This window comes from Mycolicibacterium sp. Y3 (assembly GCF_051188035.1).
In the GTDB taxonomy this organism is placed as follows: Bacteria; Actinomycetota; Actinomycetes; order Mycobacteriales; family Mycobacteriaceae; genus Mycobacterium; species Mycobacterium fluoranthenivorans.
In genome coordinates, this window is sequence record NZ_JAVQLT010000001.1 from 184,284 (window position 1) to 207,151 (window position 22,868).

The window sequence follows — 22,868 nt, forward strand, 5'->3', positions numbered from 1 at the left end:
CGGGACCTACTCCCCGACCGGGTTCCCGTCCGCGTCCCAGTGCGCAGCAACCTTCTTACTGGGCTGCACACGGGGAGGTTCACCCGGCATCTTCGGATAGCTCGGTGGGTAGGGCAGATCAGCCAGCCCACGTTCCTCGTCGGTACGCACCATCTCCAGCAGCGGCTGCAGCGAATGCGGCGTGTCGTCGATATCCGCCCAGGGATCGTCGCGCTGGGCCACCAGGGCCGCAACCGTCGCGATGGTGTAGTCGTCGGGGTCGGCGTCGGCCAGCTCAGCCCAGGTGAGCGGCATCGACACCGTGGCGATCGGGGTCTTGCGTACCGAATAGGCCGAAGCGAAGGTGCGGTCCCGGGCGTTCTGGTTGTAATCGATGAAGAGCCGCTTGCCACGCTCTTCTTTCCACCACGAGGTGGTCACCGCGTCGGGAGCGCGGCGTTCCACCTCCCGAGCCAAGGCAATACCGGCCCGGCGCACCGCGATGAAATCCCAGTCGGGCTTGATCCGGATGAACACGTGTACACCCCGCCCGCCCGAGGTCTTCGGATACCCGACGTAGCCGAGCTCGTCGAGGACCGGTTTGAGCACCTCGACGGCGATCCGGCGGGCATCGGCGAAGTCGGTGCCCGGCTGCGGATCGAGATCCACCCGTAGCTCGTCGGGATGCTCGGTGTCCGGGCACCGGACCTGCCACGGATGCAACGTCACCGTGCCCATCTGGGCGGCCCAGATGATCGCGGACGGGTGGGTGACCTTCAAGGCGTCCGCGGTCCGCCCGGACGGGAAGGTCACTGTGCAGGTCTGCAGGTAGTCGGGATGTTTCTGCGGGATGCGCTTCTGGTAGATCTCCTCGCCCTCGATGCCGTCGGGAAAACGCTGCAGATGCGTGGGCCGGTCCCTCAAGAGCGCGACCATCCGGTCGGCCACGGCCAGGTAATGGTCGACGACATCGCGCTTGGTGTAGCCCGGCTCGGGGAAGTACACCTTGTCGGGGCTGGTCAGCCGGACGGCAACACCGTCGACGTCGAGTTCTTCCGCGGGAGTGGCCATCAACCCATTCTCCCGTCGCTTCGCTCGCCCCGGTCCTCCAGGACGTCGTGCAGGTCGTAGATCAGCGGGGTGTCCAACTGCGCGAAGGTGCAACTCGAGGGTTCGCGGTCCGGCCGCCAGCGCAGGAATTTCACCGCATGCCGGAATCGCTGCCCATGGGAGGCACTGCCCTCCATCTGGTCATAGGCCACCTCGCACACCCGCTCGGGGCGTACGGGGATCCAGCGTTTGTCCGCCGCGGAGTTCCACCGGCTGGGGTCACCGTCCCGTGCATCGCCGTCGCGCAGCGGCTCCAGCTCGGCCAGCAGCGTCAGCCGATCCTTGGCGGTGAACGAGGCGGCACCGCCGACCATCAGCAGTTCACCGTCATCGCGATACAGCCCGAGCAGGATGGAGCCGACGCCCGCGCCGCTCTTGTGGATCCGGTACCCGAGCGCCACGCAGTCGGCATCACGGTGGTGTTTGATCTTCACCATCTCGCGCTTGCCCGGCAGGTACGGCCCCTCCAGACGCTTGGCGATCACACCGTCCAGCCCGGCGCCTTCGAAGGTGTCCAGCCACTCGGCGCCGACGGCGGGATCGGCGGTGGTGCGGGTGACATGGCACCACTTCTTCTGCCCGTCCTTCTCCGGGATCGCCGCCAGCAGTGCCGCCCGACGGTCCCGAAACGGCTCGGCGAGCAGCGAGCGGTCACCGAGAGCCAACGCATCGAAACCGATGAAATGCGCCGGGGTCTGCTCGGCCAGCATCATGATCCGGCTGGCCGCCGGGTGGATGCGCTGGCTCAACGACTCCCAGTCCAACCGCACGCGTCCGTCGATCTCTCGGGGCACGACCACTTCGCCGTCCAGCACGCACCGGTCGGCGAGTTCGTCGCGCAGCGCATCGAGCAGCTCGGGAAAGTACCGGCCGAGTTCTTTCCCACTACGCGACTGCAGGACCACCTCGTCCCCGTCTCGAAAGGCCAGCGCCCGGAAACCATCCCACTTCGGCTCATAGGACCAGACCCCGGCCTCGTCGGGCACGTTCACGGCCGCCTTGGCCAGCATCGGCTCGACGGGCGGCAGCACGGGTAGATCCACGGTTCCCATACTCGTGCAGACCGCCGAGCGCGGGCAATGTCATCGCCGGCCGCTCAGATCCGCAGCAGGGCCTCCGCGTTGCCGTGCCCGATGGCGTGACGCTGGTCTTCGGTGAGGTCCGCCTCCTGCAGGAACGTCGATACGTTGTCACGCACGACGTAGGGGAAGTCCTCGGAATGGATGATCCGGTCGGCACCGACTGCTCCGACGACGAAGTCCAGCTGGTGCTGGTTGTACATGCCCGACGGGGTCACCCACACGTGGTCGCGGTAGTAGGCACTGACCGGGCGCACGAGGTTCCCCACCCAGGCGAACGTCTCGTCAAGTCGGTCCAGCCAGAACCCCAGCACCTCGGCCCAGTGCCCGCTGAGCACCTTGAGACCGGGATGTCGATCGAAGGCCCCGGACAAAATCAGCCGCAACACATGGATACCGGCCTCGGCGTGCCAGCCGAACGCCGGCCCCGCGAACATGAATTGCGCCGCGGTGGACCAGTCCCCGGCGTAGTAGGCCTGGGTCACCCCGTTGGGCGGCATCCCGGGATGGATGTAGATCGGTAGGTCGACCTCTGCGGCCGCGGCGAGCACCGGGTCGAACCGCGGATCGTCGAGGAACCTACCGCCACACGTTCCCGCGATCAGGGCGCCGACGAAACCGAGTTCGGTCACGCAGCGCCGAAATTCGCCGGCGGCCGCCTCCGGATCGTGGAGCGGGATGGTGGCGAACCCCCGAAAACGATCCGGGTGCCGCGAGATCTATTCGGCCAGATCGTCATTCACCTTGCGGCACAGGTCAACCGCTTCCGGATGATCCAGAGCGCTCGGGCTGTTCGCCCCGTGCGACACCACCTGTACATCGATGCCCACCTGGTCCATGTGCTCGAGCCGGGGGCCATCGAGGCGTTCCGCGGATTCCCGGTCGGGCGAGAACCGTTGCAGGAACTCCCCAAAGCCGGCATCCGGCGGGGTGGGTGGCGGACCGCTCAGTTCCCCCACCCTGGCGATCGCCTCCGGATGGTGGAAGTGTTCCTCGACGGTGACCACCCGCATGCCGGCTACCCTACGACCGCATCCTGTGAGGTCTCCCGCGGTGTCGGCCAGGGCGCCGGCACCGGGCGCGGGCGCACCCGCAGCGGCCACCAGAACCAGCGGCCGAGCAACGCGGCCAGCGACGGGGTCATCAACGAGCGGACCACCAGGGTGTCGAACAGCAAGCCCAGACCGATGGTGGTGCCGACCTGTCCGATCACGATCAGATCGCTGACGGCCATCGAGATCATCGTGAAGGCGAACACCAGTCCCGCAGCGGTGACCACCGATCCGGTGCCGGCCATGGACCGAATGATCCCGGTGCGCAGACCCGCGTGGATCTCCTCCTTCATCCGGGACACCAACAGCAGGTTGTAGTCGGCCCCGACGGCGAGCAGCACGATGACCGACATCGGAAGCACCATCCAGTGCAACGGGATACCGACCAGGTGCTGCCAGATGAGCACCGAGAGTCCGAACGATGCTCCGAGACTCAGGACCACGGTGCCGACGATGACGGCCGCGGCCGCGACCGCGCGGGTCAGCACCACCATGATCAGGAAGATCAGGATCAGGGAGGCGACCGCCGCGATGAGCAGGTCGTAGTCCGCGCCGGTCTGCATGTCCTTGTACATGGCAGCGGTGCCTCCGACGTAGACCGTCGAGCCCTCCAGCGGGGTGCCCTTGATGGCGTCGGCGGCCGCGATCTTGAGCGGTTCGATATGCGAGGTGCCTTCCTCGCTCAGCGGATCACCCTGATGAAAGACGGTGAACCGCACGGCATGTCCGTCGGGTGACATGAACAGCTTGATACCGCGCTGGAAGTCGGCCGTACCGAACGCCTCCGGCGGCAGATAGAAGTTGTCGTCGTTGCGCGACGCGTCGAACGCCTGTCCCATCGCCGTCTGGTTGTTCTGGTTGGCGATGTTCTGATCCTGCTGGGCCTTCTGCGCCTGGTACTGGTTGAGCAGGTACTGCTTCTGGTTCTTCATCGTCTGGATCATCGCGGGCATCACGGCGGCCATCTGCGGTGTCAGCTCAGCCATCCGGTTCAGATCGGGCACGATGTCCTGGAAGTCGTCCGACATCTTGTTGATGCCGTCCAGCGCGTCGAAGATCGACCGGACCGACCAGCACATCGGGATGTCGTAGCAGTGCGGCTCCCAGTAGAGGTAGTTGCGGATCGGACGGAAGAAGTCGTCGAAGTCGGCGAGATGGTCACGCACATCGTTGATATCGGTCGAGGTGGTACCCATCTTGTCGGCCATCCTGCGGGTCACCTCGGCCAGCTGCAGCGTGATGCGGTAGAGCTGCTCCTGCGAGTCGATGCTCGTCTGCATCTCGTTGGCCTGCTTCAACGTATTGTCCAGCACGGTCTGCTGGTAATCGTTGTTCATCAGAGTGCTTGTGCCGCTTTGGCTCATCGAGTACGCCAGGGAGGCATGCTCGATCGGCTTGCCGTCCGGTCGGGTGATGGTCTGTACCTGGGCGATACCGTGTACGCGCACCATCGCCTTGGCGATCTTGTCGATGATGAGGAAGTCAGCAGGGTTGCGCAGATCGTGATCCGCCTCCACCATCACCAGTTCCGGGTTCATCTTCGCTTCGGAGAAGTGCCGAGTGGCCGCGGCCATACCGACATTCGCCGGGATATCGGCAGGCAGGAAGATCCGGTCGTTGTAGGTGGTGTGGTAGCCGGGCAGTGTCAGGAGGCCGACGAGGGCAAGCACCACGGCCATCACCAGCACCGCGCCGGGCCACCGGACGATGCCCGCACCGATGCGGCGCCAGCCGCGAGCGCGGTCCATCCGCTTGGGGTCCAACACCTTCCCGAATCGGGTGACGAGCGAGATGAGCGCGGGACCCATGGTGAGTGCGGCGGCGACCACGATCGCCATACCGATGGACAGCGGAATGCCCATGGTCTGGAAGTACGGCAACCGGGTGAAATGCAGGCACAGCATGGCGCCCGCGATGGTCATGCCGGACGCCAGCACCACATGGGCGGTGCCGTGAAACATGGTGTAGTAGGCCGATTCCTTGTCCTCACCGGCGCGTCGCGCCTCCTGATATCGGCCTATCAGGAAGATGGCGTAGTCGGTGGCCGCGGCGATCGCCAGCGTCACCACCATGTTGGTGGCGAAGGTGGTGAGTCCGAACACGTTGTGGTAGCCCAGGAATGCGATGATTCCGCGCGCCGAGGACAGCCCGACCACGACCATGAACAGCGTGATGAGCACCGTGACGATGGAGCGGTAGACGATCAACAGCATGACCGTGATCACGGCGAACGTCAGCATCTCGATCGTCTCCATGCTGGCGTCACCGACGGCGTTCTGGTCCGTGGTGGTGGCGGCCGGCCCGGTCACGTAAGCCTTGACACCGTTGGGTGCCGGGGTGTTGTTGACGATGTCACGGACGGCGCCGACGGATTCGTTGGCCAGCGCCTCGCCCTGGTCACCCGCGATGTACACCTGCACGTAGGCGGCTTTGCCATCGATGCTCTGCGCACCGGCCGCGGTCAGGGTGTCGCCCCAGAAATCCTGCACGTGCTGAACGTGTTTGGTGTCCGCGCGGAGTTTGCGAACCATCTCGTCGTAGAACGTGTGCGCGTCGGCGCCCAACTTGTCCTGACCTTCCAGGACGATCATCACCGAGCTGCTGGTGTCGTACTCGTCGAACACCTTGCCGACGTGCTTGGTGGCGATCAGCGCGGGTGCGTCGTTGGGGCTCATCGACACCGCGCGCATCTTGCCGACTTCTTCGAGCTGGGGCACCACGGTGTTCAGCAGCCCGACGATGACGAGCCAGCCCAGCACGATCGGGATGGCGAAGGCCCGGATGAACCGGGGCAACCAGGGCCGGGCGGCGTGCCGCGCAGGCGGGAGAGCCTCGGTCGGGGTGTCGTCGGTAAAGGTCGTCATGCTGCCTTCACCAGGCAGAACGTCGCGGCATTCACGCCTTGTGCCGTCCTCTCGTCTTTGACCTCGCCGTCGACGGTGACGCGGCAGCCGATCGAACTGCCGTCGCCCTGGGCGAGGAGATTGGGCTGGACGGACGGGATGGTCGTCTCCAGCCGGATGGACCAGGGCAGCGGCGCTTCGGCGCGCTGCGGTAGCCCCTTGAGATCCGTGTAGTTGATGGTCGCCGTGGTTCCCGTGCCGAAGACCTCGTACACGACGACCTTCGGGTTGAACTTCTCGGCGGTATCCGACCCCACCGGAGTCACCACCGCTCCATCAGAACCGAAGACCGATCGCAGGTGGGTAACGCTCAGCACGCCGACCGCCAGGGCCACCACCATGAGAGCGGGCAGCCAGATGCGCTTGAGTACCGCAATCAAGGTCAAGCCTTTCCACGAATGACAGCCGCAGGTCAGGCGACGACGGATGACCTAGGAAGGCAATCTAAGTGTCTAAGTGGATAGAGTCAATCCACTTATTGGCATACGTAAGGCACGTCACTAATGTGGGTCGCGTGATTGACAAACCATGCCGGGTGCTGCGCAAGGACGCGGAGCGTAATCGGCAGCGCGTCCTTGAGGCGGCGCGCGAACTGTTCGCCGAGCGCGGACTCGAAGCCACCCTCAACGACGTGGCCCACTACGCCCACGTGGGCGTGGGCACCGTCTACCGCAGATTCGCGACCAAAGAGGATCTCCTCGACGCGATCTTCGAGGACAGCATCGACCAGATCGTCAGTTTCGCCGAAGATGCCTTCCGCCATGAAAATTCATGGGAAGGCTTCGTGTGGTTCGTCGAGCATCTGTGTGAACTGACCGCCACCGACCGAGGCCTGCGTGAGATGGTCTACAGCAAGGCCTACGGCGGCTACCGGGTCGAGTGCGCGAAGCTGCGACTCGACCCGCCGATCTCCAAGCTGGTGGAGCGCGCCCGCAAGGACGGACACCTGCGGCCCGATATCGAGTCCACCGACATGCCGATCATCAGCCTGCTCGCGGGCACCGTCAGTGAATGGGCAGGGCATGTCGAGCCTCAGCTGTGGCGCCGCTACGTGGCGCTGCTGCTGGACGGGATGCGCCACCGGGAGGGTCGGCCGGAGTTGGCCGTCGACGCTCTCGGGGAAGAGCAGATGGACGCCGCCATGCGCGGTTGGCATCCGGCGGGAAACTGCTAGTCCAATCCGGCTAGTCCAAACCGGAGATGATGCTCCGCAGGTCGATTGCCGTGGGTTGCTCCAACTGAGCGAAGGTACAGGACCCGGGATCGCGATCCGGCCGCCATCGATTGAATTGAGCTGTGTGCCTGAATCTTTCGCCTTCCATATAGTCGTAGCGCACCTCCACCACCCGCTCGGGCCGAAGCGGGACGAACGACAGATCCTTGGCCCCGCCCCCCGCGTTCCACCTGGAGCCACCCCCGTGCCGGCGCGCGAGCTCCGGGTCCGCCGCCACCTGAGCCGCCCAATTCCACGGATGTCCATCGAACGTGGTGACCAGCGGCTGCAGTTCGGTCAGGAGCCGGCGCCTGGTGGCCATCGGGAAGGCTCCGATCACCCCGACCGATGCCAGGCTCCCATCCGCCTTGTAGAGACCCAGCAGCAGTGAGCCGACGGCATCGGTGCCGGATTTGTGCAGACGATAGCCGGCCACCACGCAATCGGCCGTGCGCTGATGCTTGATCTTGAACATCACCCGCTTGTCCGGGAGGTAGCCGATCGACGCCGGTTTGGCGATGATCCCGTCCAGCCCGGCGCCCTCGAACTCCGTGAACCACCGCTGCGCCGTAGCCATATCGGTGGTCGCCGGGGTGAGGTGGAAGCGCGGGCCGGCCTGACGCATCAGTTTCTCCAGACGCGCACGACGTTCCCCGAACGGGTGCCCCATGAGGTTCTCCGCACCGACCGCCAGCAGATCGAACGCGATGAACGAGGCCCTGGTCTTGGCGGCCAGGAGCTGGACCCGGCTGTCCGCCGGATGGATACGTTGTTGTAGCGCTTCGAAATCGAGCCCAGCCTTCGTGGCGACGACGATCTCTCCGTCGAGCACGCAATTGTCCGGTAGTTCACGTCTGGCCGCCTCGACGAGCTCCGGGAAGTACCGGGTCAGCGGCCGCTCATTGCGGCTGCCGAATACGACGTCGTCGCCGTCGCGGAAGCAGATCGATCGGAAACCGTCCCACTTAGGTTCGTAGATCGCATCCGGCGGGATCGCGGTGACCGCTTTGGCCAGCATCGGCTTGATCGGCGGCACCACTGGCAAGGTCATACGCCGAACAGTAAATCACTTGACCTCAACAGAGGTTGATGTTGAAAGCTGTACTCATTCCAGTGAGGAGGCACCCATGCGACAGATCCGCGCCGACCTGTGGGAAACCAGCACCGAACGCCCGATGCCCGGAATCTCCACCCACGCCTACCTGTGTACCGGGGGCGACACCGGCAACCTGCTGTTCTACAGCACCGATACCGACGACGATTTCGGCGAGTTCGACGCCCTCGGCGGCGTGGCACACCAGTACCTGTCGCATCGCCGCGAGGCCGGCCCGATGCTGCGCTCGATCAGCGAGCGGTACGCGGCCCAGCTGCACGCGCCGGCGGCCGAACTGCTCGATATCGGCATGCACGCTCATGTCGATGTCCCCGTCGGCAGCCGGCATGTCGACCGCAACGGTATCGAGGTGATCCCGACGCCCGGACACTCGCCCGGCAGTACCTGCTACCTGGTGCCCGGCGCCTACGGCCAGAGTTATCTGTTCACCGGGGACACCATCGTGCAGGACGCCGACGGCAGCTGGATACCGGGCTATATCCCAGCGCTCAGCGAGGCACAGTCACTGTCACGCAGCCTGCGGGTGCTCGCCGGTCTACACCCGGACCTGGTGATCACCAGCGCATACCCCGGCCGTTCCGGGGTGCACGCGCCCGGTGCGCGACGTTGGGCCGAATGCGTCGAGCAGGCCCAGGAGCGGCTGGCACGGGTGGCGTGATCTAGTTTGGCGCTCATGACAGGAGCCGGCCGGTTTGCGCCCAGCCCGTCCGCCGACCTGCACATCGGCAATCTCCGCACGGCGATCCTGGCCTGGCTGTTCGCCCGGTCGACCGGCCGGCGCTTCCTGCTGCGGATCGAGGATCTCGATGACCGCACCTTCAGCGATGTGGCGGCCCGCCAGGTTGCCGACCTGGCGGCCATCGGCGTGACGTGGGATGCGCCGCCGGAGTATCAGACAACCCACCAGGACCGCTACGACGCCGTCATCGCCGATCTGACCGCGCGTGGCCTGGTGTACGAATGTTATTGCAGCAGAAAGGATATCCTTCAGGCGCCGCGCGCCCCGCATGCACCCGAAGGAGCATATCCGGGCACCTGCCGGGACGCGCCTCGCCGCACACATCCGGACCGGTCACCCGCACTGCGGCTGCGCAGCGACACCTCCTCCTACACCGTCACCGACCTGCTTTATGGCGAATACACCGGAGTGGTAGACGATTTCGTGCTGCGCCGCGGAGACGGGGTGCCCGCCTACAACCTCGCCGTGGTGGTCGACGATGCCGCCCAGGGCGTCGATCAGGTGGTGCGCGGTGACGACCTGCTGTCCTCGTCGCCGCGGCAGGCGTATCTGGCCGCGCTGCTCGGCTTTGCGGCACCGATGTACGCGCACGTGCCACTGGTGCTCAACGCCGAAGGCAAACGGCTGGCCAAACGCGACGGTGCGGTCACGCTCGCCGACATCGGCGTGGGGCGCGTATTGCATGAGATCGCGGTATCGCTGGGGTACACGGCCACCACACCGGACGGCATGCTGGACCAGTTCGACCCCGCTGCGCTACCCACCCGGCCCTGGATATATCAGCCGAGTTGAGCAGAACCCTTGGGATATTCCCAGCACGTTGCTAGGTTGCGCCGGTGAGCCTCCCCCTTCGACGACCCGGCCGGGTGCGTGCGGCGCTGCTGGTCCTCGTCATGTTGGCCAGTGTGCTGGCCGCCGGTTGCGGATCCAAGAGCACCGGTGACACCCCGATCAAGTCGGCCGGTGTGCTGCGCATCGGCACCGAGGGCACCTACTCCCCGTTCAGCTACCACGACCCCAAGACCGGCGAACTGACCGGTTACGACGTCGACGTCGCCAAGGCCGTCGGCGACAAGCTGGGCGTGAAGGTCGAATTCGTCGAGACCCCGTGGGATTCGATCTTCGCCGGGCTGGCGGCCGACCGGTTCGACGTGGTGGCCAACGAGGTCACCATCAACCCGGAGCGCCAAGCCAAATACGATCTTTCGCAGCCGTATTCGGTGGGCGAAGGCGTCATCGTCACGCGGGCCGGGGATGACTCGATCACCTCACTGGCCGATATCAAGGGCAAGACCGCCGCCGAGAACGCGACCAGCAACTGGTCGGAGGTGGCCCGCAACGCCGGGGCCAAGGTCGAGAGTGTCGAGGGCTTCGCCCAGGCCATCACCCTGCTCAACCAGGGCCGGGTGGACGTGGTGATCAACGACAGCATCGCCGTCTACGCCTACCTCGCCGAGACCGGCGACAAGACGGTGAAGATCGCCGGCACCGTCGGCGAGAAGAGCGAGCAGGGCTTCGCCGCGCGCAAGGACAGCGGCTACCTGCCGGAGCTGAACAAGGCGCTCACCGAGCTGCGCGCCGACGGCACACTGGCCAAGATCTCGCAGCGCTACCTCAAGACCGATGCCACCGGCGCCCCGCCGGACACCCCGATCCGCGCCGCCGGCGTATTACGGGTCGGGACCGAAGGGACGTACTCGCCGTTCAGCTATCACGATCCGGCAACCGGCCAACTCACCGGCTATGACGTCGACGTCGCCCGGGCCATCGGTCAGAAGCTGGGCGTACCGGTCGAATTCGTGGAAACCCCATGGGATTCCATCTTCGCTGCGCTCGAGGCGAAACGGTTCGACGTGGTGGCCAACCAGGTGACCATCACCCCGGAACGACAGGTCAAATACGATCTGTCGCAGCCCTATGCGGTCGGCGAGGGGGTGATCGTCACCAGGGCCGACGACGACTCGATCACGTCGCTTTCCGACTTGAAGGGGAAGACCACCGCCCAGTCCAGCACCAGCAACTGGGCCCAGGTGGCCCGCGCCGCCGGCGCCAACGTGGAATCGGTGGAAGGCTTCGCGCAGGCCATCACCCTGCTCAACCAGGGCCGTATCGATGCCACCGTCAACGACAGCATCGCCGTCTACGCCTACCTCGCCGAGACCGGCGACAAGTCGGTCAAGATCGCCGCCCAGACCGGCGAGAAGAGCCAACAGGGTCTCGCGGCGCGCAAGGGCAGCGGTCTGCTGCCCGAACTCAACGGCGCGCTCGACGAACTGCGCGCCGACGGCACGCTGGCCGAGATCTCGCAGCGCTACCTCAAGGCCGACGCAACCGGCAGCGGCGCTGCGCCGGCTCCGGGTGGCCAGCAGGGGGCGCCGCCGCAGGCCCGCTCCGGATTTCAGCTCGTCCTGGACAACCTGTGGCCGATGGCCAAGGCCGCGCTCACCGCCACCATTCCGCTGACCGTCATCAGTTTCGCGGTGGGCCTGGTCATCGCGCTGGCGGTGGCACTGGCCCGGTTGTCGTCGAACGTGGTGCTGAGCAATATCGCCCGGTTCTACATCTCGATCATCCGTGGCACCCCGCTGCTGGTGCAGTTGGTGATCGTGTTCTACGGCCTGCCGAAGTTCGGCGTCACCCTGCCCGCCTTCACCGCCGCGGTGATCGCGTTCTCGCTCAACGTCGGTGGCTACGCCGCCGAGATCATCCGTTCCGCGATCCAGAGCATTCCCAAGGGTCAGTGGGAGGCCGCGGAGACCATCGGCCTGACCTACACCGGCGCACTACGCCGGATCATCCTGCCGCAGGCCACCCGGGTGGCGGTGCCGCCGCTGTCCAACACACTGATCTCGCTGGTCAAGGACACCTCGTTGGCCTCGGCCATCCTGGTCACCGAGTTGTTCCGCAAGGCACAGGAGATCGGTGCGCCGACGTTCGACTTCTTCTCGACCTATGTCGCCGCCGCCGTGTACTACTACGTGATCTGCCTGGTGCTGTCCGCCGGCCAGAATCGGCTGGAACGCCGTTTGGAAAGGTATGTGGCGCGATGACCGAAGACGTGACCGACTATCGCGTGCAGGCCGAGGGCGTCGAGAAAGCGTTCGGTGAGAACAAGGTCCTCAAAGGCGTCTCCTTCTCGGTGGCCCGTGGCACGGCGACGACCATCATCGGCCCGTCCGGGTCCGGCAAGACCACGCTGTTACGGGCTCTGGCCGCACTCGATGTTCCCGATGCGGGGGTGATTCGGGTCGGTGACCAGGAGATCGACTTCGCCAAGCCGGTCGCCAAGGACAAGCTGCGCGCGTACCGGGCGCAGAGCGGATTCGTCTTCCAGGGGCACAACCTGTTTCCGCACAAGACCGTCCTGGAGAACATCACCGAGGGGCCGGTGATCGTGCAGAAACGGCCGAAGGCCGAAGCCGAGGCCGACGCGCTCGCACTGCTCGAGCAGGTGGGTCTGGCCGCCAAACGGGATCAGTACCCGTTCGAGTTGTCCGGTGGGCAGCAGCAGCGGGTGGGCATCGCCCGGGCACTGGCGCTGAAGCCGAAGGTGGTGTTGTTCGACGAGCCGACGTCGGCGCTGGACCCGGAGTTGGTGGGCGAGGTCCTCAGCGTGATCAAGGATCTCGCGGTCGAAGGCTGGACGCTGGTCATCGTCACGCACGAGATCCAGTTCGCCAAGCAGGTTTCCGACCAGGTGCTGTTCACCGACCAGGGCATCATCCTGGAGCAGGGGCCCCCTGCCGCGGTGATCGGTGACCCTCAGGAGGAACGGACCAAGCAGTTCCTCAACCGCATCCTCAACCCGTTGTGAACGCCGCGGCGGGGTAGGTGCAACGCGGCAGGTCCCTCGGCTCGGTGACGAGCTCATCGGTCTCGGCGAGCGCCGGAACTGACATACATCTTTGTATGTTTGTCTGGACATGTGCGCCGGAGTGGGGTTACCGTCGGTGGCGCAATGGTGATGGCGATCACGTCTCCGCACCGTCAGCACGCACCGATCCAGGAGTCTCCGATGTCCTTTTCACGCACCACGCCGCGACTCACGGTCGCCCTCACCGGCGGCAGCGCCTGGTGACGATGGGTGCCGTCACCGAGGCCGGATCGCAGGCCGTCCCACGGCTCCACGACCGGGAATGGCAGCTGCGCGCGAAATGCCGGAACGGCGACGCCAGCCTGTTCTTCCATCCCGACGGCGAACGGGGCCGGGCGCGTAAACGCCGCCAGCAGCTGGCCCGCGAGGTCTGCGCCGGCTGCCCCGTCGCACGTGAGTGCGGCGCGTATTCGATCTCGTTTCAGGAGGCCTTCGGCACCTGGGGCGGCCTGTCCGAGGACGACCGGCGACGGTACCTGGAGACCGTCAGAGCTCCTTGATCCCCCACGGCGACCCGTAGGCGGTCAGTAGCTCCAGGAAGGGCACCGGGTCGAACGCCTCAGGCCCCAGCACCCCGGACCCCGACCACGTGCCGTCGGCCAGGAGTTCCAGAGCGACAACGGGATTGATCGCCGTCTGCCATACCACGCACTGATGTCCGTACTCGGCCATCGACCACTCGTTGTCCACCACGTGATACAGGTAGGTCGAGCGCGGCTCGCCGTCCGTGCCGGTGCCGGTGACCCACAGCCCGGCGCACGTCTTGCCCGTCATCCGCGGGCCGAGGGTGGCGGGGTTGGGCAGACATGCCGTAACGACATCGCGGGGGCTGACCATCTGACCGCCGACCGACACCTTCTCCGTGCGGTCGAGTCCCAGCTTGTGCAGCGTCTTGAGCACGTCGATGAATTCGGCGCCGAGTCCGTACTTGAAGGTCGCCCGCCGGCACTTGACCCAGCGCGGCATGAGCAGTACCTCTTCATGCTCGACATTGACGCACTCGACCGGACCGATACCGTCGGGAAAGTCGAAAACCTCTGGCTCGCTGAAGGGTTCGGTGGTGAACCAGCCGCGGTCGGCCTCCCAGATGACCGGCGGGTTGAGGCACTCCTCGATGGTGGTCCAGATCGAGAACGACGGCGCGAACTCATACCCCTGCACGGTGAGATTGGAACCGTCGCGCGTGCCGAGCTCGTCGATCTCGGAGAACAGATGGTCGGCCGCGTACCGGGCGAACACGTCCGACAGGCCCGGCTCCACACCGATGCCGACCAATGCCAGCCGGCCCGCCGCCTGCCAGTCGGCCTCGACGGCGAACTGCTCGTCGCCGAGTTTCACCCCCGGCAACTCGTAAGGTTTTTCCGGATGGCGCCGCGACAGGCTCATCGCCATATCGAGATAGTCAGCCCCACCGGCGATGGCGCCGTTGAAGATAGGCATGACGAACCGCGGGTCGACGGCGTTCATCACGTGCGTGATGCCGTGCTCGCGGACCAGATGCGCGATCGCCTCCGAGGAGCTCGCATCGACGCGGGTTCCGATGAACCTGTCGTCGCCGATCTCGTTCGCGACCCGCCGGGCCTGAACTTCGTCGTAGTCGCACACGACGATCCGATCGAAGAAGTCCCGCCGCGCCGCGATCGAACAGAACGCCGAACCGACACCGCCGGCGCCCACCAGGAGAATCCGCATGTGGGCCATGCTAGTGCGGATTCATCGTCATTTCGCGGTAGTTACGACGAAAAACATCATTGATTACTGATTGAACAACTAAAACCGCAGCCGTGCGGGCTGAGGTTTACCCCCACCGAAGTGTGGGGCCACCACCGCTGTGTCCGGTGGCAGAAATCGCGAGGCTGAGTTCAGCCACCCCGAAAGGACACCACCTCATGCGCAACGTTCTGTACTTTCTCGCCGCCGGACTGACCACCGCCGCGCTCGCCGGCGCCGCAACCGCCACGGCCGCGCCGTCAGGACCGCCGTGCCACCCCATCGGCGCGGGTGCCACCGTCTGCCAGACGACCGGTCACATCCGGGTCATCGCCACGCCCACAGTCAAGGCCCCGCCGGCCCACCAGTTCAACGGCTGGGTCGGCATGGTCCACCACCCCTAGCCGAGCCGAAGTGACGCCAGGCCCCGCAGCGTGACATTCGGCTTGTACACGGGCTCGGCCGCCAGCCGCGCGTGCGGGAATCGCCGCGCCAGTTCGGTCAGCGCGATACGTGCCTCCAGCCGAGCCAGCGGTGCGCCGAGGCAGAAGTGTGGCCCCTTACTGAAAGACAAGTGCCGCAACCCTTCCCGGTCAGGATCGAAGATATTCGGTCGATCGAAGGCATCCGGGTCGCGGTTCGCGGCAGCGATCAACAGCAGGATGCTGTCGCCCTCGGGGACTGTAATAATCCCCCGGTCGCTCCGCTCTTGCCCGCCGCCGACCCCGCCGATCTGCATGTCCGCGCCGGCGATCCGCATCACCAATTGGACCGGCGGGTCGTAGCGCAACGTCTCCTCGATGACCACGTTCGCCCGCTCCGGGTCGCCCGCCAGCGCTGCCCACTGCGCCGGGTCGCGCATCATCGCCAGCACGGCATTGGCGATGAGATTGACCGTCGTCTCGTGGCCGGCGATCAGCAACAGGTCGCAGGTCGCGACGATCTCGTCGACGGTGAGCTGGTCCCCGTCCTCCTCGGCCGCGATCAACGCCGAGATCATGTCCTCCCGCGGCTCGGCGCGGCGCTTCGCGACAAGATGCCCGAGGTAGTCCCGCATCCACTCGTCGGCCCGCAGCCGTTCGTCGGCGTTCGCGGAGGCCTGACCGGTCAGCGTCATGATCGGGTCGAGCCCCTGCGCCAACAGCGCCGCGGCACGGCTGAACTGCGGCTCGTCGGTCAGGGGTACGCCGAGCAGCCGGCAGATCACCGCGACCGGCAGCGGATAGGCCAGGTCTGACACCACATCAAATGGGCCGCCGGGCGTCCGTTCCCCCGTCCCACGGGCGGCCACCGCGTCGAGCAGTTCGCCGACCAGCGCGCGGATCTCGGGTTCCAACGCCCGGACCGCCTTGGGCGAGAACGCCTGCTGCGCCAAGGTGCGCAGCCGGGTGTGGTCAGGCGGGTCGAGGAACAGGAAGCCCGGTGTGGCCGTGCGTTGCGGGGTGATCCCTTCGGCGATCTGGCGCTGCACCACCGACGATTTCATGCCGTCGCTGCACGACGACGGATGCCTCAGCACCTCGTCGCAATCCGCGAACCCCGAGAACACGGCCATGCCGGTCTCGGGCAGCACCATGGGCCCCAGCTCGCGAATCCGCGCGAACACGGGATACGGGTCGGCGCGAACCGCCGGGTCGAGCATCTCGACCAGCAGCGCCTGCGCTGCTGTCTGATTTCCCGTCGCTGCGCCTGTCGTCATGCCCTTATTGTACGTGCGTCTAAGAAGGCTGCCGGGCCGTTCCGTAGTACCGCCCGAGGACGTGTTCGCGCAGCTCATCGAACTCACCGGCGGTGATCGCGGCACGGATCTGGTCGACCAGCCGGATGGTGAAGCGCTCGTTGTGGATGGTGCACAGCGTCGAGGCCAGCATCTCCTTGGCCTTGAACAAGTGGTGGATGTAGGCGCGGGTGTAGTGCGCGCAGGTGTAGCAATCGCACTCGTCGTCGATCGGGGTGAAATCTCTGCGGTAGCGCGCGCCGGTGATGTTGTACCGCCCGTGCATCGAGTACACCGCCGCGTTGCGGGCCACCCGCGACGGGGAGACGCAGTCGAAGGTGTCCGCGCCCGCAGCGACCGCGGCGAACAGGTCGTCGGGCTCGCTGATCCCGAGCAGGTGCCGGGGCTTGTCATCGGGCAGTTCACTGGTGACCCATCCGACGATCGTGGCCAGGTTCTGCTTCTCCAGTGCGCCACCGATGCCGTAGCCGTCGAATCCGCGACCGTCCTCGTCGAGGAGGGAGACCAGACCGCGCGTCGCCTCCCGCCGCAGATCCTCGTACTGCGCGCCTTGCACCACCCCGAACAGCGCTTGGCGCGGCTTGTCCGCGCGTTCCATGGTGAGCTTGCGATGCTCGGCCAGGCAGCGCGCCGCCCAGTCATGCGTGCGTCGCACCGACTGCTCCTGGTACCCGCGGGTGTTGACCAGGGTGGTCAGTTCGTCGAAGGCGAAGATGATGTCAGCCCCGAGTTGATGCTGGATACCGATCGACACCTCAGGGGTGAACCGGTGCGTCGAGCCGTCCTTGTGCGACCGGAAAGTGACGCCGTCCTCGTCGACATGGGCCAGCCGCTCCTTGCCCTCGGCGATGATGTCGTCGGCCTGCACCCGTGTCGCATCCATGGCGAGCACCTTCTTGAACCCGACACCGAGCGAGAGCACCTGAAATCCGCCGCTGTCGGTGAAAGTGGGGCCCGACCAGTTCATGAACGAGCCCAAACCACCCGCCTCGTCCACGATATCGGGCCCCGGCTGCAAATACAGATGATAGGCGTTCGCCAGAATCGCCTGCGCTCCAACCTCTTTCATAGCTTCGGGCAGCACGGCCTTCACGGTGGCCGCCGTGCCGACGGCGATGAACGCCGGGGTCTGGATATCGCCGTGCGGGGTATGGATGACGCCGACCCGGCCCGCTCGCCCGGCCAGCTCTGCCCGCACCTCGAAATACTGCTCGCTCACGCGAACATTCAATCAACCGCGAAGTCCCCGTGATCGGGCGCTCTCGGTCGTAGATTCATCACATGAGGTTGAGATCGCTGGCCAGCATCGCAGCACTGGCGGCCGCCGCGGCCACCTCGGCCGCATGCTCGTCGGGCCCACAGACCGCCGCACCGCCCCCGGGCGCGCTGGCGCCCGGCACCGCCGAGATCACGATCGACGGCCGCGATGCAGGCACCACCCATGCCGTCAGCTGTTCGCCGGCCGGTTTCCTCACCACCATCACCACCGGCGACAACTCCTCCGGTGTCAGCGCGATGGTGTCCAACGAGGACGAGCTCAAGGCGGAGTCGGTCAGCTTCCGCAACGTGGGCGGATTCACCGGCAGCTATAACGCCGGACTCGGCGAACCGGGTGCCACCGTCAGCATGACCGGACAGACCTATGACATCTCCGGAACGGCCCAGGGGTTTCGCACCGACAACGCCAGCTTCGCCGCCACGAGCCGGTTCACCGTGAAGGTGGCCTGCTGAACTGCGGTTTACCTGCAGGTGATCCTCAGTCAAGTATTTCGCGCATAACGGTGTCTATGCGTCGGCTGAGCACCATACTTCTCTGGGATCATCAGGCGATCTTGAACCGGATCGCACAACAGAAGGAGATCAGTGGTGAAGCGTGAACTCGTGGTCGCCCTGGGTGGTGCGGCAATCGTCATCGCCGGGCTGTCCGGCTGTTCCTCGGATGACAAGAAGTCGAGCAGCTCATCCAGCTCGGAGAAGTCCACCTCGTCGGCGTCCGCCACCGCGACCGCAACGGGGTCACCCACCGCAGCCGCGGGCTCGGGCACCACCAAGGTCACCATCGACGGTGCCGATCAGGCTGTGAACGGCTCGGTCGTGTGCGCCACCATGGGCGGCAACGTCAACATCGCGATCGGCGAGGCCGCCACCGGTATCGCCGCGGTACTCAGCGACGGCGACTCCCCGACCGTCACCTCGGTGGGCCTGGGCAACGTCAACGGCGTCACCCTGGGCTACCAGTCCGGCGCCGGCCAGGGTGAGGCGAAGGCCGAGAAGGACGGCAAGACCTACAAGATCAGCGGCACCGCCACCGGTATCGACATGGCCAACCCCATGACCCCGGTGAACAAGCCCTTCACGATCGAGGTCACCTGCCCCAACTGACCTGGGAGCACATATGACGACGGCGGCGTCCCGAGTGGGGACGCCGCCGTTGTCGTCTGTGTTCAGGCGGGAACGGTGTAACCGCCGGCGGACTGGCGCAACTGCCAGATCTGCGCCGGGCACAACTCATTGACGGCCTGATTGATCAGGTAGGCGCCCTGGTAGTAATCCGAGCTGTTGAAGTCCGACTTCACCTGTTCGACGAGTTGGCCGTAGGGCATCAGGCCCGCCACCCGGTCGCAGATGGTCTGGCCGTAGGCGATGGCCGCATCAGGACCGGCGAAGTTGTAGCCGGGCCGCACCGTCACGTTCACCAGGTACGCGACCGCGTCGGCGTGGGCCACCGGAGCGGCCACTCCCGCCAGGCCCGCGGCGAGCGCGCCCGCGACCATGAATCCCCGTAATGACCTCATGGCCTCAACCATAAACCCGAAGGATGACGGCCGGGGCCGGATACCGATCAGGGACGCGTGCGGCGCTGATGCCGGCGCAAACGGGCCAGCAACACCCGCCGGTGCACCTCGAAGGACAACGACAATGGGTCCCGCCACGCTCCAGGCTTCTTCACGCTGTTGGCCATAATGCCTCCACTGTCGCATACGAGATGCCGCCAATCCGATTGGCGCGCGCGGCATTTGACAAATATCACTACAAAGGAGAACCGCGGGTTAACGTTGCTCGACGCCGTCGACACCCCCACGTTACGTACGATAATTGACGTACCCGTCGATGCAAATGTGGGAAACCGCCCCGCGCCCACTTGACACCTGTCACGATCGGGTCAGGCGGCTATGAGAAGGAGAGTCGGGCGTGCAGCAATTATCGAGGTGGGTCAGTGCCGGCCTGTTGACCGCGGGCGTGTTGGCCGGCTTGCTGACAGGCGCGGGCGTGGCGACGGCGGATAGCGGTTCACCTGCGCCGTCGGGGTCCGCTACATCCTCGTCCGGCAGTGCCGAGGGATCGGGTACCGGCACCGGCACCTCCGCGACTGACACCCCCGGCGCCACCACCTCCGGATCGACCGACAAGACCGAGCCCACCTCGAACGCCGGCACGACCTCCGAGGCGAACGATCCCCCGAAGAAGAAAAAGAAGAAGAGATCGACCTCCGCCGGCTCTGGCACGTCCGCCACCGATAATTCAGCCACGCGATCCGAGACCGAGCCCAAAGCCGAGTCGACCGGGACCGGGCAAGCATCCGCCGCGACCAAGCCTGCCGAGCCCACTGCCGCCGCTGCGATCAGGGCCGTCGCACCGACCACGGAAACACTGACAACGAACACCTCTTCTTCTTTGCGACTTGCCCAGGCGCCTGTCACCGCCAAGACCGCGCCCTCTGCGGTCAACCCGGTCAAGGTGATCGCCCGGGCCGTCACCGGCCTGGTCAACAGCGTCGGGTCCGCCATCATCAACGCGGTCCAGGCGCTGGAGAAACTCGTCACCGGCCCGCCGATACTGCCCGCGGGAAGCACGGTTACGGTCCGTACCTCCACGATCCTGTTGACGAATGGGCAACGCGTACAGGCCAATTGGTACTACCCAGAGCCGGACCCGGACACCGGGGCACCGCCCGAGAAGATGATCCTGCTGCAGCATGGGTTCTTCGCGCTCGCTCCGATGTACAGCTATACCGCGGCCAACCTCGCCGAGCGGACCAACAGCGTCGTGGTCACCCCGACGCTGTCCTCGAACTTCTTCGCCGGCGACGATCACTGGCTGGGCGGCGCCGGGATGGCGGCACAGATCGCCGACCTGTTCACCGGGAACCGCGAGGCACTCACCCAGAGCGCGATCGCCGCCGGGTATGCCACCCGGTACGGCCTGGATCCCGCCACGGCGGCGCTGCCGCAGAAGTTCGCACTGGCGGGCCATTCGGCAGGCGGCGGCCTGGTCTCCGGAGCGGCCGGCGACCTGGCCACGAACGGCGCGGCGAAGGACCTGGTCGGGGTGATCCTGCTGGACGGGGTCCCCACCGGCAACACCCTGCGCGATGCGCTCACGAAACTCGACACCTACCAGGCCAACGGCGGCCAGTACATCCCCATCCGCGTGATCGGCGCCCCGCCGAATCTGTTCAACTTCATTAGTACCGAAAATCAGACCTTGTCGGCCGCAAGGCCCGGTCAGTTCAACGGGGTGGTCCTCTCCGGCGGCGTGCACATGGACTCGATGCAGGGCGGCAACCCGATCATCCAGTTCGCGGCCCAGTTACTCGCCGGGTTCCCGCAGCCCCAGAATCCGCCCGCGGTGCAGGACTTGATGACCGACTGGATGAACGCGTGGTTCGCAGGCGCCGACGAGGGCCCCGTCCCGGTGCCCGGGACCGTCATCGACATCGACACCCCCAAAGGCACGGCGCACGGCCGGGTGATCGGGACGGCGGCGGTCGCTGCGATAGTAGCGGTGTAGATGCGAAACGCCCTCTGACCAGACTCTGGTCAGAGGGCGTTTATGGCGGTGGCGGAGGGATTTGAAACATAATTCGCTGTTGATCTGACCTGCAACCGACCGGTCTAGCTGCGCCTTTACGTCATCGCAGATCAATTAAGATAAGTGTGACTGTGGGCAGAATGTGGGCACGGCGTAGGCACGCAATCTACTGAGTAACTGTCTTCCAAAGTGGAAGTTGGTCCCATCCGCTCGGGAAACCCATATCCGCTTCCGGTGACTTACCGGGCACATCTGGAAATTTACGAACGTGGCTTCTGAAGTCGAGATGCCATGTCGAGCCTGGATCGACGTGCCGGACCAGATAAGCCAGGCTGGCCGCCAGAACGTACAGCTTGTCACGGACTGGCGAGTCTGCCGCGTGCTGTAAATCGGCCTCCACCTGTTTCGGATTGAATTTACCGGACTGATAAGTAAGGACGCGGTTCCATAATCTGCTGTGGTGGGCGCATAGATTTCTCAAGTAGTTCAGGTCTCGCAACCACCTTCTGAGAAGAGGGCCGCCTTTCACGCCCAAATGCGCAGCAATCGCATTCTGATCTGACTTCTCCAGAAGGCGATAGAGTCGGCACAGCGCTCCAAAGTCAAGGAACTCCACAGCAATCCAGACTGGTACGGGATCTCCGTACTTCACGAGGTGGTGCTTCATGTAGTCCTCGTTCTTGGCAGAGAGCTTGAGCTTTTCGTACCTATCCATCCAGTCGGCGAACAAGTCGGTGCGACCATCAGGACATAGCTCCGAGCATGTCGTGCCGTCGAGCGAACCAACGTCAAGATGACCAAAGACATCGTGCTCAGACAGGACGTAGCCCAGACGCGATCTCAAACCAATTTCGACGGTCTCAAGGGCATCCAGAAATTTGAGGCGGAGCTTCCGATCGAAGCGCCAGAGCGCCTCAACGTGCTCAAATGTGGTGCCAGCTTCTATTACATCTGATCGGTAGTGCGCTGGACTAGAGATGCGCGCCTGGTCCGGCGGTAGCATCTCCCTGAACGGATACACGTAGGCAGAGACGCGGTAGTAGCCGATCTGCTTCAGTAGCTTCACAGCAGCCGCTTCATCGGCGCAAACGAGACCTCGACCGATCATCACCTGCACCTGGTCTTCGTAAGCCAGGTGTGGTTTGTTGTATGCCGCCATAGCCCCTACATATGAAAACCGACCCTTGATAGCCGAAGCTAACAGCGGGGCCGGTGTTTATGTGTCCAAAGGTAGGCAAATCGCAGCCGCGAGTCAACGACTCCACGTCTCTCACCAGCAGGGACGTCCGATTAGTGGCTCCTATTTAGACTCTCGAGAGACCAGGCGCCGGGACCTACGCCAAAACCCTACTCGTGTAATTTAGTCGCCTAGCGAGGCAGTCAGGGCCGCCTGTGCCCCGACTGGAAGCGCAACCCGGAGGGTTGCAATGTGATTTAGATCACATGTTTTTGGATTGTGTCGAGCGCCCGGCGTATAAGCCCGTTGCTCAGGACAACCGCCACTAGGCCTTGGAGTGGAGGGTGGTCTTCCCATCAGACGTGCAC

At 65.3% G+C, this 22,868-nt stretch carries 23 protein-coding genes and 1 pseudogene; 11 read left to right on the forward strand and 13 right to left on the reverse strand.

The window, feature by feature from the left end:
* Window positions 1-6: 6 nt before the first annotated feature.
* From ligD to QN239_RS00910, 6 genes are read right to left on the reverse strand one after another with little or no spacing between them, the layout of a single operon-like run.
* Window positions 7-1,050, reverse strand: coding sequence for a non-homologous end-joining DNA ligase (gene ligD, locus QN239_RS00885; RefSeq protein ID WP_499007697.1), 1,044 nt, complete (start codon window positions 1,048-1,050; stop codon window positions 7-9).
* A complete protein-coding gene (locus tag QN239_RS00890) occupies window positions 1,050-2,141 on the reverse strand; it encodes an ATP-dependent DNA ligase (RefSeq protein WP_499007699.1) in 1,092 nt (363 codons plus the stop codon). Before QN239_RS00890 ends, ligD begins: the two co-directional genes overlap by 1 nt.
* Before the next feature lie 44 nt (window positions 2,142-2,185).
* Window positions 2,186-2,887, reverse strand: a complete 702-nt coding sequence (locus QN239_RS00895) for an amidohydrolase family protein (protein WP_499016470.1) — start codon at window positions 2,885-2,887, stop codon at window positions 2,186-2,188.
* Window positions 2,888-3,181, reverse strand: a complete 294-nt coding sequence (locus QN239_RS00900; protein WP_499007700.1) for a hypothetical protein — start codon at window positions 3,179-3,181, stop codon at window positions 2,888-2,890.
* Between the two features lie 5 nt (window positions 3,182-3,186).
* A complete protein-coding gene (locus tag QN239_RS00905) occupies window positions 3,187-6,084 on the reverse strand; it encodes an MMPL/RND family transporter (RefSeq protein WP_499007701.1) in 2,898 nt (965 codons plus the stop codon).
* Window positions 6,081-6,503 (reverse strand): MmpS family transport accessory protein, encoded by a 423-nt coding sequence (locus QN239_RS00910; protein WP_499016472.1) that lies wholly within the window; start codon window positions 6,501-6,503, stop codon window positions 6,081-6,083. The genes QN239_RS00905 and QN239_RS00910 overlap by 4 nt, the downstream gene beginning before the upstream one ends.
* Before the next feature lie 134 nt (window positions 6,504-6,637).
* Here QN239_RS00910 and QN239_RS00915 point away from each other — a divergent pair, with 134 nt between their 5' ends.
* Window positions 6,638-7,297: a TetR/AcrR family transcriptional regulator gene (locus QN239_RS00915; protein ID WP_499007703.1), complete on the forward strand. Its 660-nt coding sequence runs from the start codon at window positions 6,638-6,640 to the stop codon at window positions 7,295-7,297.
* A gap of 10 nt (window positions 7,298-7,307) precedes the next feature.
* On the opposite strand, the gene QN239_RS00920 is transcribed toward QN239_RS00915, so the two are convergent.
* Complete coding sequence (locus tag QN239_RS00920; RefSeq protein WP_499007704.1) at window positions 7,308-8,387, reverse strand: ATP-dependent DNA ligase; 1,080 nt, start codon at window positions 8,385-8,387, stop codon at window positions 7,308-7,310.
* Between the two features lie 76 nt (window positions 8,388-8,463).
* On the opposite strand from QN239_RS00920, the gene QN239_RS00925 reads away from it, so the two are divergent.
* The 6 genes and pseudogenes from QN239_RS00925 (at window position 8,464) to QN239_RS00950 (ending at window position 13,563) form a co-directional block, all read left to right on the forward strand.
* Complete coding sequence (locus tag QN239_RS00925) at window positions 8,464-9,108, forward strand: MBL fold metallo-hydrolase (protein ID WP_499007706.1); 645 nt, start codon at window positions 8,464-8,466, stop codon at window positions 9,106-9,108.
* 15 nt (window positions 9,109-9,123) lie between these two features.
* Complete coding sequence (gene gluQRS, locus QN239_RS00930) at window positions 9,124-9,981, forward strand: tRNA glutamyl-Q(34) synthetase GluQRS (protein WP_499007707.1); 858 nt, start codon at window positions 9,124-9,126, stop codon at window positions 9,979-9,981.
* A 101-nt stretch (window positions 9,982-10,082) separates the two neighbouring features.
* Window positions 10,083-10,340, forward strand: a pseudogene (locus QN239_RS00935) (transporter substrate-binding domain-containing protein); the annotation flags it as partial.
* A 501-nt stretch (window positions 10,341-10,841) separates the two neighbouring features.
* Complete coding sequence (locus tag QN239_RS00940; RefSeq protein ID WP_499016473.1) at window positions 10,842-12,239, forward strand: ABC transporter permease subunit; 1,398 nt, start codon at window positions 10,842-10,844, stop codon at window positions 12,237-12,239.
* 8 nt (window positions 12,240-12,247) lie between these two features.
* The gene (locus QN239_RS00945) at window positions 12,248-13,003 is read left to right on the forward strand and encodes an amino acid ABC transporter ATP-binding protein (RefSeq protein WP_499016474.1); all 756 of its coding nucleotides are present in this window, start codon (window positions 12,248-12,250) and stop codon (window positions 13,001-13,003) included.
* Window positions 13,004-13,269: 266 nt separating this feature from the next.
* On the forward strand, window positions 13,270-13,563 hold the full coding sequence (locus tag QN239_RS00950; RefSeq protein ID WP_499016476.1) for a WhiB family transcriptional regulator: 294 nt from the start codon (window positions 13,270-13,272) through the stop codon (window positions 13,561-13,563).
* Here QN239_RS00950 and QN239_RS00955 read toward each other — a convergent pair.
* Window positions 13,550-14,755: a saccharopine dehydrogenase family protein gene (locus QN239_RS00955; protein WP_499007709.1), complete on the reverse strand. Its 1,206-nt coding sequence runs from the start codon at window positions 14,753-14,755 to the stop codon at window positions 13,550-13,552. The two genes, QN239_RS00950 and QN239_RS00955, sit on opposite strands and share 14 nt — an antisense overlap.
* A gap of 197 nt (window positions 14,756-14,952) precedes the next feature.
* Between QN239_RS00955 and QN239_RS00960 the strand changes: the two genes are divergently transcribed.
* Window positions 14,953-15,177, forward strand: coding sequence for a hypothetical protein (locus QN239_RS00960; RefSeq protein ID WP_499007711.1), 225 nt, complete (start codon window positions 14,953-14,955; stop codon window positions 15,175-15,177).
* On the opposite strand, the gene QN239_RS00965 is transcribed toward QN239_RS00960, so the two are convergent.
* Together QN239_RS00965 and tgt are read right to left on the reverse strand one after the other, a co-directional pair.
* Window positions 15,174-16,472 (reverse strand): cytochrome P450, encoded by a 1,299-nt coding sequence (locus QN239_RS00965; RefSeq protein ID WP_499007713.1) that lies wholly within the window; start codon window positions 16,470-16,472, stop codon window positions 15,174-15,176. The two genes, QN239_RS00960 and QN239_RS00965, sit on opposite strands and share 4 nt — an antisense overlap.
* 19 nt (window positions 16,473-16,491) lie before the next feature.
* Entirely contained in the window at window positions 16,492-17,709 is a 1,218-nt protein-coding gene (tgt, locus tag QN239_RS00970; RefSeq protein ID WP_499016479.1) for a tRNA guanosine(34) transglycosylase Tgt, read from the reverse strand.
* An 83-nt stretch (window positions 17,710-17,792) separates the two neighbouring features.
* On the opposite strand from tgt, the gene QN239_RS00975 reads away from it, so the two are divergent.
* Together QN239_RS00975 and QN239_RS00980 are read left to right on the forward strand one after the other, a co-directional pair.
* Entirely contained in the window at window positions 17,793-18,242 is a 450-nt protein-coding gene (locus tag QN239_RS00975; RefSeq protein WP_499007715.1) for a lipoprotein LpqH, read from the forward strand.
* A 135-nt stretch (window positions 18,243-18,377) separates the two neighbouring features.
* A complete protein-coding gene (locus QN239_RS00980) occupies window positions 18,378-18,893 on the forward strand; it encodes a lipoprotein LpqH (protein ID WP_499007717.1) in 516 nt (171 codons plus the stop codon).
* A gap of 62 nt (window positions 18,894-18,955) precedes the next feature.
* On the opposite strand, the gene QN239_RS00985 is transcribed toward QN239_RS00980, so the two are convergent.
* Window positions 18,956-19,306: a DUF732 domain-containing protein gene (locus tag QN239_RS00985; protein ID WP_499007719.1), complete on the reverse strand. Its 351-nt coding sequence runs from the start codon at window positions 19,304-19,306 to the stop codon at window positions 18,956-18,958.
* Between the two features lie 357 nt (window positions 19,307-19,663).
* Window positions 19,664-20,212 carry a hypothetical protein gene (locus QN239_RS00990; protein ID WP_499007721.1) on the reverse strand — a complete coding sequence of 183 codons (549 nt, stop codon included), beginning with the start codon at window positions 20,210-20,212 and terminating at the stop codon, window positions 19,664-19,666.
* On the opposite strand from QN239_RS00990, the gene QN239_RS00995 reads away from it, so the two are divergent.
* Window positions 20,187-21,302 (forward strand): alpha/beta hydrolase family protein, encoded by a 1,116-nt coding sequence (locus QN239_RS00995; RefSeq protein WP_499007722.1) that lies wholly within the window; start codon window positions 20,187-20,189, stop codon window positions 21,300-21,302. The two genes, QN239_RS00990 and QN239_RS00995, sit on opposite strands and share 26 nt — an antisense overlap.
* 187 nt (window positions 21,303-21,489) lie before the next feature.
* On the opposite strand, the gene QN239_RS01000 is transcribed toward QN239_RS00995, so the two are convergent.
* Complete coding sequence (locus QN239_RS01000; protein WP_499007724.1) at window positions 21,490-22,482, reverse strand: Abi family protein; 993 nt, start codon at window positions 22,480-22,482, stop codon at window positions 21,490-21,492.
* Window positions 22,483-22,868: the final 386 nt, after the last annotated feature.

Bases quoted from the DNA above. Each gene is read 5' to 3' on its own strand.
- ligD (WP_499007697.1), bottom strand. From the start codon at position 1,050: ATGGCCACTCCCGCGGAAGAACTCGACGTCGACGGTGTTGCCGTCCGG.
- QN239_RS00890 (WP_499007699.1), bottom strand. From the start codon at position 2,141: ATGGGAACCGTGGATCTACCCGTGCTGCCGCCCGTCGAGCCGATGCTG.
- QN239_RS00900 (WP_499007700.1), bottom strand. From the start codon at position 3,181: ATGCGGGTGGTCACCGTCGAGGAACACTTCCACCATCCGGAGGCGATC.
- QN239_RS00905 (WP_499007701.1), bottom strand. From the start codon at position 6,084: ATGACGACCTTTACCGACGACACCCCGACCGAGGCTCTCCCGCCTGCG.
- QN239_RS00920 (WP_499007704.1), bottom strand. From the start codon at position 8,387: ATGACCTTGCCAGTGGTGCCGCCGATCAAGCCGATGCTGGCCAAAGCG.
- QN239_RS00925 (WP_499007706.1), top strand. From the start codon at position 8,464: ATGCGACAGATCCGCGCCGACCTGTGGGAAACCAGCACCGAACGCCCG.
- gluQRS (WP_499007707.1), top strand. From the start codon at position 9,124: ATGACAGGAGCCGGCCGGTTTGCGCCCAGCCCGTCCGCCGACCTGCAC.
- QN239_RS00950 (WP_499016476.1), top strand. From the start codon at position 13,270: ATGGGTGCCGTCACCGAGGCCGGATCGCAGGCCGTCCCACGGCTCCAC.
- QN239_RS00955 (WP_499007709.1), bottom strand. From the start codon at position 14,755: ATGCGGATTCTCCTGGTGGGCGCCGGCGGTGTCGGTTCGGCGTTCTGT.
- QN239_RS00960 (WP_499007711.1), top strand. From the start codon at position 14,953: ATGCGCAACGTTCTGTACTTTCTCGCCGCCGGACTGACCACCGCCGCG.
- QN239_RS00965 (WP_499007713.1), bottom strand. From the start codon at position 16,472: ATGACGACAGGCGCAGCGACGGGAAATCAGACAGCAGCGCAGGCGCTG.
- QN239_RS00975 (WP_499007715.1), top strand. From the start codon at position 17,793: ATGAGGTTGAGATCGCTGGCCAGCATCGCAGCACTGGCGGCCGCCGCG.
- QN239_RS00985 (WP_499007719.1), bottom strand. From the start codon at position 19,306: ATGAGGTCATTACGGGGATTCATGGTCGCGGGCGCGCTCGCCGCGGGC.
- QN239_RS01000 (WP_499007724.1), bottom strand. From the start codon at position 22,482: ATGGCGGCATACAACAAACCACACCTGGCTTACGAAGACCAGGTGCAG.